The sequence below is a fragment of the Lysobacter enzymogenes genome (assembly GCF_017168095.1).
GTDB lineage: Bacteria > Pseudomonadota > Gammaproteobacteria > Xanthomonadales > Xanthomonadaceae > Lysobacter > Lysobacter enzymogenes_D.
Map to the genome: position 1 here is coordinate 1 of NZ_LXSD01000268.1, position 12,114 is coordinate 12,114.

The window sequence follows — 12,114 nt, forward strand, 5'->3', positions numbered from 1 at the left end:
GCTCGCGCTCGAAGCAGCGCTTGGCCGCCGGCAGCAAGCGCGCGGCGGCCGCGCGCACCGCCGCATCGTTGGGCGCGATCGCCTGCGCCGCGCGCAGCTTGTCGTAAGCGCTGTCGCCGGGCGGGGTCAGCAGGTCGCCGCGCTGCTCGGCCGCGGCGGCCTCGGCCAGCAGCCGCTGCAAAGACTGGCGCCGGTGCGCCGGGCCTTCCTGATCGAAGCGTTTGCGCGATTCGCGCGCGCGGTCCAGGTGCTGGCGCGCGGTCGCCACCGCCGGCGCGGCCGGAGCGATCGCGCGCGCCAGGCCGAGTTCTGCTTCGGCGTCGGCGAAGCGGAAATCCGCGGCCAACCGTTCGCTGCGTTCGGCATGGGCAGCGGCTACGGCGATCAATCCTTCGCGCGCGGCGGCATCGTCGGGCCGCACCGTCAAAACATCGCGATACGCCTCCACCGCCGCGTCGAGGCGCTGCCGGCGCAGGGCCTGCGCGGCTTCGGCGCGGCGCCGCTCCAGGCGCAGCTCCAGCAAGGTCAGGCTGTCGGGCAGGTCGGCGTGGCCGGGGTCGGCTTCCTGGGCGCGGGCGATGCCCTGCGCGCCGCGCACCAGTTCGCCGCGCTCCAGCGCCTGGCGCGCCTGCTGCAGCAGGTCGGCGAGGGTGTCGTCGCGGCCTTCCAGCGCGTCGTTGCGCTGCGGCTGCAGCTCCAGCACGCGCAGGTACAGCGGCAGCGCGGCGTCGGGCGCGCCGTCCAGGCGGCCCTGCTCGCGCGCGCCCGCGGCCGCGGCGACCATGCGGTCCAGGCCGGCGTGAGCGGCTTCGCGCTGGCGCAGCAACTGCGCCAGCGGTTCGACCTGGGCCCGCGGCACGGCCAGGTCGCGGGCCAGCGCGATGCGCTGGCGGGCGAATTCGAAATGGCCGCCGTCGATGGCCTGGCGCGCCTGCTGCAAGGCGACCTCGCCGGTGCGGGCCAGGCCCTGGCGGGCGTCGCCGCGGTCGGGGTCGACCGCCAGCGCGGCTTCGTACAGCTCGCGCGCGCCGCGGCCGTCGGGCGAACTCAGCCGCCCCTCCGACAAGGCCTGCGCGGCCTGGTCGCGCAGGCGCTGCAGGCGGGTTTCCGGCCACACCCATTCCGACAGCGGCTGCCGCCACAGCGTCAGCGCGGCGAGCGCAGCGATGCCGGCCAGGATCAGCGCGACGCGCAGCCAGTGGCGCAGCAGCCAGCCGCGCAGGCCGGCGTCGGCGTTGTCGTCGTGTTCGCGGTCGCGGCGGTGCGGCGCGTCGAAATCCAGTTCGGTCCAGTCGCCGGCGGCCGGTTCGATGCGCGCGCCGCCCGACGGGTCGGCGGCGAGATCGGGCGTGGCGGGCGGGCGCGGATTCACGGCGCACAGGATAGCGCTGCGCGGATGACGATCGCGATTGCGCGGCGGTGGGCGGCGGCGAGGGTTTGGGTTGTTGGCGGGGTCGTCCAGCCCGGAGCGCGAAGCGTCGGGCCTGAAGGCCCTCCCACAGGCGGCCCCCCGACGCCTCATCCGTGTCCTTGTGGGAGGAGCTCTGCTTGTGGGGGGCCTTGAGGCCCGATGCTTTCGGCTCAGGTCGAAGCAATCCGAAAGAAAAGCATCGGGACTGAAGCCCCTCCCACAACAGCGCCGCCACAAGAACGCGGCGAGCAGGACGCGCGGCTTACTGGCGCTGCGCGTACTCCACGCCCGGCAGCGACGACAGCTTGCCGAGCAGGTTCGACAGCTGGCCGTAGTCGCCCACGCGCAGGCGGAAGCGCAGCCGCACCTGCGCGCCGTTGCGCTCGACGTCGCTGCGGATGCTCAGCACGTGCGCGTTGCCCTGGGCGATGACGTTGGTGACTTCCTTGAGCAGCCACTTGCGGTCCAGGGCCAGCACTTCGATATCGACTTCGTAGTTGGAGCCCTTGCGCCCCCACTCCACCGGCAGCACCCGCTGCGGCTGGGCCGCGGCCAGGCGCTCGAACGCGGCGCAGCCGGGACGGTGCACGCTGACGCCGCGGCCGCGGGTCAGGTAGCCGACGATGGGCTCGCCCGGCAGCGGCTGGCAGCAACGCGCCAGCTGCACCAGCAGGTTGCCCACGCCTTCGACGGTGAAGTCGGTGGCCTTGCCGGCCGGCTTGCGCGCGGACACCGCGATCACGCTCGAGGCCGGCGGCGGTGCGGCCGGCGCGGCGGCGCGTTCGTGTTCGAGCAAGGCGCGGCCGACCTGATGCGGGCCGAGATAACCCAGCGCCACCTGCACGTACAGGTCGCCGTCGCTGGCCAGGCTGAAGCGTTCCAGCACCGGCGCCAGCTCGGCGCCGAGCAGGCCGAGCCGGCGCAGTTCCTTGTCCAGCAGCTCGCGCCCGGCCGCTTCGTTGCGCGAGCGGTCGAGCTTGTGGAACCAGGTGCGCACCTTCTCGCGCGAGCGGTTGCTGGCGAGGAAGCCGTTCGCCGCCACCAGCCAGTCGCGGCGCGGCTCGCCGGTCTTCGCGGTCAGGATTTCGACCCGGTCGCCGCTGCGCAGCTTGTGGTCGAGCGGCACGATCCGCCCGTCGACCTTGGCGCCGCGGCAGCGATGGCCGACCTCGGTGTGCACGTGATAGGCGAAATCCAGCGGCGTCGCCCCCGCCGGCAGGTCGATCACCTCGCCCTTGGGGGTCAGCACGTAGACCCGGTCCTCGACCAGTTCGGTATCGAGCTCGCCGGCCAGCGCCTCGTCGCCGCCGCCGTCGGCCTTGGTGTCGAGCAGGCGCCGCATCCAGGCGATCTTGCGGTCGAACGCGGCGTCGGCGCTCTGGCTGCCGACTTCCTTGTACTTCCAGTGCGCGGCCACGCCGAGTTCGGCCTGGCGGTGCATCTCGTGGGTGCGGATCTGCACCTCCAGCGTCTTGCCTTCCGGCCCGACCACGGCGGTGTGCAGCGAGCGGTAGTCGTTGCGCTTGGGCCGGGCGATGTAGTCGTCGAACTCGCTCGGGATCGGCGTCCACTGCGCGTGGACCACGCCGAGCGCGGCGTAGCACGAGGCCAGGTCGTCGACCATCACCCGCACCGCGCGCAGGTCGTAGAGCTCTCCGATCGGCACGTCCTTGCGCTGCATCTTCTTCCAGATGCTGTAGATGTGCTTGGGCCGGCCGGCGACCTCGGCGCGCACGCCCTGCGCGGCCATCGCCTCGCGCAGCACGCGCTTGACGTTCTCGATGTAGCGCTCGCGGTCGGCGCGCTTCTCGTCAAGCAGGCGCGCGATCTTCTGGTAGGTCTGCGGTTCCAGGTAGCGGAACGCGAGGTCTTCCAGCTCCCACTTGAGCTGCCAGATGCCGAGCCGGTTGGCCAGCGGCGCGTGGATGTCGCGGGTCAGCGCGGCCAGTTCGCGCCGGGTCGCCGGCGGCAGGCTGTCGGCGTGGCGCAGCCGCGCCAGCTGCCGCGCCAGCAGGATCGGCACCACCCGCAGGTCGCGCACGATCGCCAGCAGCAGCCGGCGCAGGCCTTCGCTGCCGGACTGGCGGCCGGGTTCGGCGTGCAGCGCCCAGACCTGCCCGGCGGCGCGCTGGCCGTCGAGCAGCGCGGCCAGCACCGGGTGTTCGCGTTCCCAGCCCGGGCCCAGCGCCGCGGCCCAGCCCGGATAGGCGTGCAGCAGCGCCGCGGCCACGGTGTCGCCGTCGGCGCCGAGCAGGGCCAGCGCATCGAGGGTGGCGGCGACCACCGCCGGCGAGTCCAGCGCGCCGTCGCCGGCCTGCGGCGCGCGCGCCGCGTTCAGCAGACCGGCGCGCAGCGGCGCGGACAGGGCCGCCGCCGCGGGCAAGGCCAGGACGTCGGACAGGGGCGGTGCGGGCGGTTCGGCGGAAACGTTCACTGCGCGGGGGAGTGGAGAAGCGGGAGGAGCTAGCGTCTACACTAGCGAGCATCCGTCCCGAGGAACAGCCGAGGAACCGCACGAATGCCCGCAATCGCCCCCACCGCGCCGCGCCGTCTCGCCGCCGCCCCGCTGCTGCTCGCCCTGGCCACCTGCCTGGCCGCTCCGGCCGCGCTGGCGCAGCAGAAGATCGAGCAGCAGATGAGCGCCGAACAGTTCAAGAACGCCGGCCTGACCAAGCTCAGCGACCAGGAACTGGCCAACCTGAACGCCTGGCTCAACCGCACCCTCGACGCCGAAACCAGCAAGGCCGCGGTCAAGGCCAAGGAAGAGACCGCGCACGAGCGCCGCGGCTTCTTCGAACGCAGCGCGTCCAAGGAGCCGGTGGTGGCGCGCATGAGCGGCCGCTTCGAAGGCTTCCAGCGCGGCATGACCTTCGTCCTCGATAACGGCCAGGAATGGCGCCAGGACGACAACGCGGACCTGCCGGGCGTGAACCTGGACTCGCCGGAAGTCCGCATCACCCCGAGCATCATCGGCAACGCCTGGTATCTGTCGGTGCAGGGCTACAACACCCGCGCCAAGGTGGTCCGGGTCAAGTGATCGCCGGCCGGGCCTGGGCGGGCCGGCTTGTGGCGAGCCTGCTTCAGGCGGGTCTGCTTCAAGCGAGCCGGCTTCAAGCGAACCCGCTCACAGCAGGCCGGTTCCAGGCAAGTTGATACCCAGCGCCCCGCCGTACGCGGCGGGGCTTCCTTCCGCAGTCCGCTTCGAACGCCGGAGTTGTTCCCATGCGAGTGTCGTTGCCGTTGGCCGTTGCCCTGTCGTTCGTCCTCGCTGGCGCCGCCCACGGCGCCGAGCGTTATGTGCCGCTGCAGCAGCGCCTGAGCGCGGAGCAGCTCAAGGCCACGGGCCTGGACACGCTGTCGCCGCAGCAGATCCAGCTGCTCGACCAGTTGCTGTCGCAAGACCGCGCCGTCGCGGTCGAGGAAACCGCCAGGCAGGTGCGCTCCGAGCGCCGCGGCCTGCTCGACCGCCACGGGCCGGAGGAGCCGCTGGTCAGCAAGCTCAAGGCCGGCGAGTTCCGCGGCTGGTCCGGCGGCACCGTGCTGGAGCTGGAGAACGGCCAGCGCTGGCGCGTGATCGAAGGTTCGCTGTTTCTCGGCAAGCCGGTGCCGGCGCCGAAGGTGACCATCCGCCCCGGCATGATGGGCGGCTGGTACCTGGAGGCCGAAGGGCAGACCCAGAAGGCCAAGGTCAAGCGGGTGGAATGAGGCGCGGCGGTTTCGCGCGGGGTGCGCAGGCGGCCTTCGGGCCGCCTGCGTCGTTTTGGGGCGGCGGTGTTGTGCAGGAGGGACTTCGGCCCGGATGCTTCGCTCTTGTGGGAGGGACTTCAGTCCCGATGCTCTCCGCTCAGGTCGAAGCGATCTGAAAGAAAAGCATCGGGACTGAAGTCCCTCCCACAAGAGCCGAAGCCTCGGGACCGAGGAACCGAGAACCGCAGTTCCGCGGCCTGGCTCAACCGCGCAACGCCGCCAGCCGCTGCGCCAGCTTCTTCGGCGACACCCCGCCGCGCACGCCCAGCTCCTGCGCGAACAGCGACACGCGCAATTCCTCGATGTCCCAGCGCAAGGCCTGCCAGCCGGCGTCGTCGCCCTCGCCGGCCGCCGTCGCCGCATCCAAGGCATCGACGAAGGGCTTGAGTTCGAGCATGCGCGCCTGGTCGCGCACCGGATCGCGCAGCGCGCGTTCGCCGCGGGTCGACAGCGCCTTGAGGTAACGCGGGTATTCGGCCAGCGCCGCGGTCGGCACGTCGCGCAGGAAGCCCGGCGGGGTCAGCCGCGCCAGTTGCGCGCGCATGTCGTCGAGGTTGCCGCTGGCCCAGCCCATCAACGGCGATTCCAGGCGCGCGCGCACTTCGGCGACCGCGGCCAGGATCGCCTCGGCCTGGCGCAAGCGCTCCATCGCCTCGGGAAACAGCTTGCGCGCGACCTCGTCGCGGCGCAGCTCGAACGCGGCCGCGTCGCGCACCTGCACCAGCTCGGCGTCCTCGCCGAGCAGCGACTGCACCGCGCCGTCGACGATGTCCTCGCGCAAGCGGTCGCCGTCGCGCGGACGGTCGAGCGCGGCGCGGCCGGCGGCGTTGCCGGCCTGGGCCTGGCGCAGCAGCGAATCGCGCTCCTGGCGCGGCGCGGCCGATTCGATCGCCGCGTACAGCAGCCCGATCTTGGGCTGGATCGGCAATTGCTTGCGCGCCTGCTTGAGCTTTTCCACCATCGCCAGCGCCAGCAACCGGCGCACGCCGCGCGGATGCGCGCGCAGCGCCGCCTCGCGCTCGGCGTGCACGCGCAGCGACACGCTGTCGCCGTCGTCGTGCAGCGCCGGGAACGCCGGCACGCCGGCGGCGCCGGGCACCGACAGCGGGATCGGCTGCTCGGGGAACGTCGTCAGCCCGCGCTGGCCCAGGCCGTCGGCGGCGCGCGCGGCGAACGCGCGCGCGGCGCGTTCGCCGAAGCGCGCGCGCAGCTCGTCGAGGTCGCGCGATTCGGCCAGCACCGTCGGCTCGCCCTTGCCGCGACGCCCTTCCTGGCCGGCCGGGTATTCGAGCAAACGCAGGTTCATGCGCAGATGCGCGTCGATCGAACCCGGGTCGAAATCCGTCGCCGCGATCTCGACCCCGCCGAGCTTGCGCAGGAACCGCGCCAGCGCGCCGGCGAAATCGTCGGCTTCCGGTTTGGGATGCGCTTCGTAGAAGGCCTTGGCGAAATCCGGCGCCGGCACGAAGTTGCGCCGCAGCGCCTTGGGCAGCGACTTGATCAGCGCCGCGGCCTTGTCGGCGACGAAGCCCGGCGCCAGCCACGACAGCTGCGCCGGGTCGAGCGCGTTGAGCAGATGCAGCGGCACCGCCAACGTCATGCCGTCGTCGGGCGCGCCGGGCTCGAAGCGGTAACGCACCGCCAGCCTGGCCTGGCCGAGCTGCAGATACGGCGGGAAGCGCGCGGCCTCGCTCTCGCCGCCGATCATCAGATCGTCGGCGCTCCATTCCAGCGCGGCCTTCTCGTTCGCCGGCAGCTTGTTGTACCAGGCGTCCAGCGCCTGCGCGTTGTGCACCTGCGGCGGCAAGCGGTCGAGGTACCACTGCGCCATCCATTCCTCGTCCACCACCAGACCGGCGCGGCGCTGCTTGGCTTCCTCTTCGCGCGCTTTCGCCAGCGTGGCGAGGTTGCGCGCCAGGAACCCGGCACGGGTGTTGATCTCGCCGGTCACCAGCGCATCGCGGGCGAAGATCGCGCGGCTTTCTTCCGGGTACAGCGCGCCGTAGTGGATCGGCCGCTTCGGCGCCAGCACCAGCCCGAACAGGCTGATCTGCTCGCTGCCGACCACGCGGCCCTGCGAGCGCGACCAGCGCGGGTCGTGATGGCGCCGCGCGAGCAGGTGCGGCAGCTCCTGGATCGCCCAGTCCGGCTCGATCGCGGCATTGGTCATCGACCACACCCGCTCGGTGTCGAGCAAGGTCGCCGACAGCAGCCACGGCGGCGGCTTCTTGGCCAGCGGCGAGCCGGGGAACAAGGTGTACTTGCGCCCGCGCGGGCCGTCGTAAATTCCCTTGTCGCCGCGGAAACCGACCTGGGTCGGCAGGCCGGCGATCAGCGCGCGGTGCAAGGTGGCGTAGGCGGCCGCGTCCATCGGCTCGCCGGCCGGCGCGTCCGCGGCCTCGCGGCTGCGCCAGCCCAGTTCGTCGCACAGCAGCTTCAGCTGGCGGTGCAGCTCGCGCCACTCGCGCATGCGCAGGAAGCCGAGGAAATGCTTCTCGCACCAGCCGCGCAGCCTGGACTGGGTGAGTTCCTGGTGGGCCTGCTGATAGGCGTCCCACAGCTTGAGGATGCCGACGAACTCCGAACGCGGGTCGGCGAACAGCGCATGCGCGTTGTCGGCCGCGGCGCGCTGGTCGGCCGGACGCTCGCGCGGATCCTGGATGCCCAGGAACGCGGCGATCGCGATGGTCTCGCGCAGGCAGCCGTGCTGGTTGGCGGCCACCAGCATGCGCGCCAGCTTCACGTCCACCGGCAGGCGCGCCATCGTGCGTCCGGTCGCTGTGAGCTTGCGCTGCTCGTCGACCGCGCCGAGTTCGTTCAACTGCTGCCAGCCATCGGCGATGGCGCGGCTGTCGGGCGGTTCCAGGAACGGGAACGCTTCGATATCGCCCAGCCCCAGCGACAGCATCCGCAAGATCACGCCCGCCAACGCGGCGCGGCGGATTTCCGGGTCGGTGTACTGCGGCCGCGACTGGAAATCGGCTTCGCTGTAGAGGCGATAGCAGGTGCCTTCGCTGATGCGTCCGCAGCGGCCCTTGCGCTGATCGGCGCTGGCCTGGCTGACCGGCTCGATGTGCAAACGGTCGAGCTTGCCGCGCGGGCTGTAGCGCTTGACCCGGGCCAGGCCCGGATCGACCACGTAGCGGATGCGCGGCACCGTCAGCGAGGTTTCGGCGACGTTGGTCGCCAGCACGATGCGGCGCTTGGGGCCAGGGTTGAACACCCGGTCCTGGTCGCGCACCGACAGCCGCGCGTACAGCGGCAGCACTTCGGTCTCGCGGTATTTGCGCCGCTCCAGCGCCTGGTGGGCGTCGCGGATCTCGCGCTCGCCGGACAGGAAAATCAGCACGTCGCCGCGCGGATCCTCGCGGGTGATCTCGTCGCAGGCGGCGACGATGCCGTCGTTGACGCTGCGCGCAGCATTGGGATTGCGCGCTTCGGCGTTCGCCGCGGCCGCGCGGCGCGGCGGATGGGCCTCGTCCGCGGCTTGCGCTTCGGCATCGTCCAGCGGGCGATAGCGCACGTTCACCGGATAGCCGCGGCCCTCCACGCTGACCACCGGCGCGCCGTCGAAGTGCGCGGCGAAGCGCTCGGTGTCGATGGTCGCCGAGGTCACGATGACCTTGAGGTCCGGGCGCTTCTTCAGCAGTTGCTTGAGATAGCCGAGCAGGAAATCGATGTTGAGGCTGCGCTCGTGCGCCTCGTCGATCAGGATGGTGTCGTAGGCCGACAGGAAGCGGTCGGACTGGATCTCGGCCAGCAGGATGCCGTCGGTCATGAACTTGACCGCGGTGCGCTCGCCGACGTTCTCGTTGAAGCGCACCTGGTAGCCGACCGCGCCGCCGAGCTCGGTGCCCAGTTCCTCGGCCACGCGCCGCGCCACCGCGCGCGCGGCGATGCGGCGCGGCTGGGTGCAGCCGATCAGGCCGGCGGCGCCGCGGCCGGCGGCCAGGCACAGCTTGGGCAACTGGGTGGTCTTGCCCGAGCCGGTCTCGCCGGCGATCACCACCACCGGATGCTTGCGGATCAGCTCGACGATGCGGTCGGCTTCGGCCGCGATCGGCAAAGCCGGATCCACCGGCGCCTGCGGCAGCGCCGCCGCGCGCGCCTGGCGCTGCGCCAGCGACGCCGCCAGCGCCTTGGCGAACGCCTCCTGCGCGGCCGCGTCGGCGGGCTTGCCGCTCCAGCGCGACCACAGCCCGTGCAGGCGGCCGCGGTCGCGGCTCAGCGCGCCGTCGATGGCGCGGCGCGCCTGCCGTAACGCAGCGCTCGCATCGGCCTGCTTAGACTGTTTGGATTGGCTGGTATTCATCGATAGATCGTCTGCATTGCAGCGCTAAAAACAAACCATTTCACTTCCGCGGCGACTGCGCCTATTGTCGCCGCAAAGTCCGGACCCCATCGAAGAACGGTCCGGACCGCCGGAACCCCGTCTTTCCATGCACATCCCCCAATGAAGGAGTCGCACATGGCCAAGCCCAGCAAGTCCGACAAGAGCAAACCCGGCAAGTCCGGCAAGGAAACGCCGGTGAACCCGGCCGCCTCGCCCGGCCCGAACGACCGCGGCCCGTCGATCGATATCGGGATCTCGCCGGCTGATCGCAAGAAGATCGCCGAGGGCCTGTCGCGGTTCCTGGCCGACAGCTACACCCTGTACCTGAAGACCCACAACTTCCACTGGAACGTGACCGGGCCGATGTTCAACAGCCTGCACGTCATGTTCGAGACCCAGTACAACGAGCAGTGGACCGCGCTGGACGAGATCGCCGAGCGCATCCGCGCCCTGGGCTTCAACGCCCCGGGCTCCTATGCCGAGTTCGTGCGCCTGTCCTCGATCCCGGAAGAGCCGGGCCTGAGCGACGCGGCCGACTGGCGCGAAATGGTACGCCAGCTGGTGGTCGGCAACGAGGCGGTGTGCCGCACCGCGCGCAAGGTACTCGACCAGGCCGACGACGTCGACGACGCGCCGACCGAGGATCTGCTGACCCAGCGCCTGCAGACCCACGAGAAGTACGCCTGGATGCTGCGCTCGCTGCTGCAGTGACCGGTCCGGGGCCCGGCGCGGCGCAGGCCGCGCGGGTTCGCTGCCGAAACCCCTCTCCGCCTTGCCGGGAGGGGTTTTTCGGTTATGGCAGGACCTGTTGTGGAGGCTGTGTTGTAGGAAGGCCTGCTGTGGGAAGGCCTGTTGTGGGAGGGCCTTCAGGCCCGATGCTTGTCGATCAGGTCGCCGCCGCCTGGAACAAAAGCATCGGGCCTGAAGGCCCTCCCACAATTGAAATCCGTCCCACGGCATAGGCCCCACAACCGCCCGCACCGATCCCCGACCCGCCGGATCGCCGTTCTCCGACCGCCGCGCGCGGCCGCGCCGCTAAACTAGGCCCATGTCGTCCCCCGCACTCGAAATCCTCCACCGCGTCTTCGGCCACACCGCGTTCCGCGGCGAACAGGCGCAGATCGTCCAGCACGTGGTCGACGGCGGCGACGCCCTGGTGCTGATGCCGACCGGCGGCGGCAAATCGCTGTGCTACCAGATTCCCTCGCTGGTGCGCGAAGGCTGCGGCCTGGTGGTCTCGCCGCTGATCGCGCTGATGCAGGACCAGGTCGAGGCGCTGCGCCAGCTCGGCGTGCGCGCGGAATACCTCAACTCCACCCTGTCGGCCGACGAGGCCGCGCGGATCGAGCGCGAACTGCTCGCCGGCGAGCTCGACCTGCTGTACGTGGCGCCCGAGCGCCTGCTGACCGCGCGCTGCCTGAACCTGATCGACCGCGCCAACATCGCCCTGTTCGCCATCGACGAGGCCCACTGCGTCTCGCAATGGGGCCACGACTTCCGCCCCGAATACCGCGAACTGACGATCCTGCACGAGCGCTGGCCGCAGATCCCGCGCATCGCCCTGACCGCCACCGCCGACGCGCCGACCCAGCGCGAGATCGCCGAGCGGCTCAACCTGGAAGACGCGCGCCGCTTCGTCAGCTCGTTCGACCGCCCCAACCTGCGCTACCGCGTGGTCCACAAGGACAACGGCAACCGCCAGCTGCTCGACTTCCTGTCCGCGCACCGCGGCGACAGCGGCATCGTCTACGCGTTCTCGCGCCGGCGCGTGGAAACCGTGGCCGCGCAGCTGGTGGAGGCCGGGATCCACGCCCTGCCCTACCACGCCGGCATGCCGGCCGAGTCGCGCGCGGCCAACCAGCGCCGGTTCCTGCAGGAGGACGGCGTGGTCATGGTCGCCACGATCGCCTTCGGCATGGGCATCGACAAGCCCGACGTGCGCTTCGTCGCCCACGTCGACCTGCCCAAGTCGATCGAAGGCTATTACCAGGAAACCGGCCGCGCCGGCCGCGACGGCGAACCGGCCGAGGCCTGGCTGTGCTACGGCCTGGGCGATGTGGTGAGCCTGCGCCAGTTGATCCAGCAAGGCGAAGCCGGCGAGGAACGCAAGCGGGTGGAGCTGCGCAAGCTCGATTCGCTGCTGGGCTATTGCGAATCCACCGAATGCCGGCGCAAGGGCCTGCTCGGCTGGTTCGGCGAACCGCACCCGGGCGACTGCGGCAACTGCGACAACTGCCTGGAGCCGCCGCAGAGCTGGGACGGCACCACCGCCGCGCGCAAGGCGCTGTCGTGCGTGTACCGCACCGGCCAGCGCTTCGGCGCCGGCCACGTCATCGACGTGCTGCGCGGGCAGACCACCGAGAAGGTCACGCGCTTCGGCCACGAGGACCTGAGCACCTTCGGCATCGGCGCCGACCTCGACGCGCGCCAGTGGAGCAGCGTGTTCCGCCAGCTCGTCGCCGGCGGCCTGCTCGAGGCCGACATCGAACGCCACGGCGCGCTGCGCCTGACCGCCGACTCCGGCCCGGTGCTGCGCGGCGAGCGCAGCCTGCGCTTCCGCAGCGAGACCGCCAAGCCCGCGCGCGGCGCCGGCGGCAAGAAATCGCGCGGCGGCGGCGCGGGC

At 71.5% G+C, this 12,114-nt stretch carries 8 protein-coding genes and 1 pseudogene; 6 read left to right on the forward strand and 3 right to left on the reverse strand.

All coding sequences use genetic code 11. The features are described 5' to 3' along the window. Positions 1 to 1,372 (reverse strand): hypothetical protein (locus tag A7A76_RS07715; RefSeq protein ID WP_206410651.1); only part of this gene is annotated, 1,372 nt, incomplete at its 3' end. A gap of 198 nt (positions 1,373 to 1,570) precedes the next feature. Between A7A76_RS07715 and A7A76_RS26365 the strand changes: the two are divergent. Continuing rightward, positions 1,571 to 1,633: pseudogene (locus tag A7A76_RS26365) on the forward strand (DUF6053 domain-containing protein); the annotation flags it as partial. A gap of 40 nt (positions 1,634 to 1,673) precedes the next feature. On the opposite strand, the gene A7A76_RS07720 reads toward A7A76_RS26365, so the two are convergent. Then, on the reverse strand, positions 1,674 to 3,845 hold the full coding sequence (locus tag A7A76_RS07720) for a RelA/SpoT family protein (protein WP_428995104.1): 2,172 nt from the start codon (positions 3,843 to 3,845) through the stop codon (positions 1,674 to 1,676). A gap of 84 nt (positions 3,846 to 3,929) precedes the next feature. On the opposite strand from A7A76_RS07720, the gene A7A76_RS07725 reads away from it, so the two are divergent. Together A7A76_RS07725 and A7A76_RS07730 are read left to right on the forward strand one after the other, a co-directional pair. Beyond that, positions 3,930 to 4,448 carry a hypothetical protein gene (locus tag A7A76_RS07725; protein ID WP_206410652.1) on the forward strand — a complete coding sequence of 173 codons (519 nt, stop codon included), beginning with the start codon at positions 3,930 to 3,932 and terminating at the stop codon, positions 4,446 to 4,448. Positions 4,449 to 4,633: 185 nt separating this feature from the next. After that, positions 4,634 to 5,116 (forward strand): hypothetical protein, encoded by a 483-nt coding sequence (locus A7A76_RS07730; RefSeq protein ID WP_206410653.1) that lies wholly within the window; start codon positions 4,634 to 4,636, stop codon positions 5,114 to 5,116. A gap of 244 nt (positions 5,117 to 5,360) precedes the next feature. Here A7A76_RS07730 and hrpA read toward each other — a convergent pair whose 3' ends face one another. Further along, positions 5,361 to 9,470, reverse strand: a complete 4,110-nt coding sequence (gene hrpA, locus A7A76_RS07735; RefSeq protein WP_206410654.1) for an ATP-dependent RNA helicase HrpA — start codon at positions 9,468 to 9,470, stop codon at positions 5,361 to 5,363. 156 nt (positions 9,471 to 9,626) lie between these two features. Here hrpA and A7A76_RS07740 point away from each other — a divergent pair, with 156 nt between their 5' ends. The 3 genes from A7A76_RS07740 to recQ all read left to right on the forward strand — a co-directional run. Beyond that, entirely contained in the window at positions 9,627 to 10,202 is a 576-nt protein-coding gene (locus A7A76_RS07740) for a Dps family protein (protein WP_206410655.1), read from the forward strand. 143 nt (positions 10,203 to 10,345) lie between these two features. Next, the gene (locus A7A76_RS26370; RefSeq protein ID WP_428995105.1) at positions 10,346 to 10,453 is read left to right on the forward strand and encodes a DUF6053 domain-containing protein; all 108 of its coding nucleotides are present in this window, start codon (positions 10,346 to 10,348) and stop codon (positions 10,451 to 10,453) included. A gap of 86 nt (positions 10,454 to 10,539) precedes the next feature. Continuing rightward, positions 10,540 to 12,114: DNA helicase RecQ (gene recQ / locus A7A76_RS07745; RefSeq protein ID WP_206410656.1), on the forward strand; the 1,575-nt coding region annotated here is incomplete at its 3' end.

What these genes read in the sequence shown, in the direction of transcription:
- A7A76_RS07725 (WP_206410652.1), top strand. Translation starts at nt 3,930, where the DNA reads ATGCCCGCAATCGCCCCCACCGCGCCGCGCCGTCTCGCCGCCGCCCCG.
- A7A76_RS07730 (WP_206410653.1), top strand. Translation starts at nt 4,634, where the DNA reads ATGCGAGTGTCGTTGCCGTTGGCCGTTGCCCTGTCGTTCGTCCTCGCT.
- hrpA (WP_206410654.1), bottom strand. Translation starts at nt 9,470, where the DNA reads ATGAATACCAGCCAATCCAAACAGTCTAAGCAGGCCGATGCGAGCGCT.
- A7A76_RS07740 (WP_206410655.1), top strand. Translation starts at nt 9,627, where the DNA reads ATGGCCAAGCCCAGCAAGTCCGACAAGAGCAAACCCGGCAAGTCCGGC.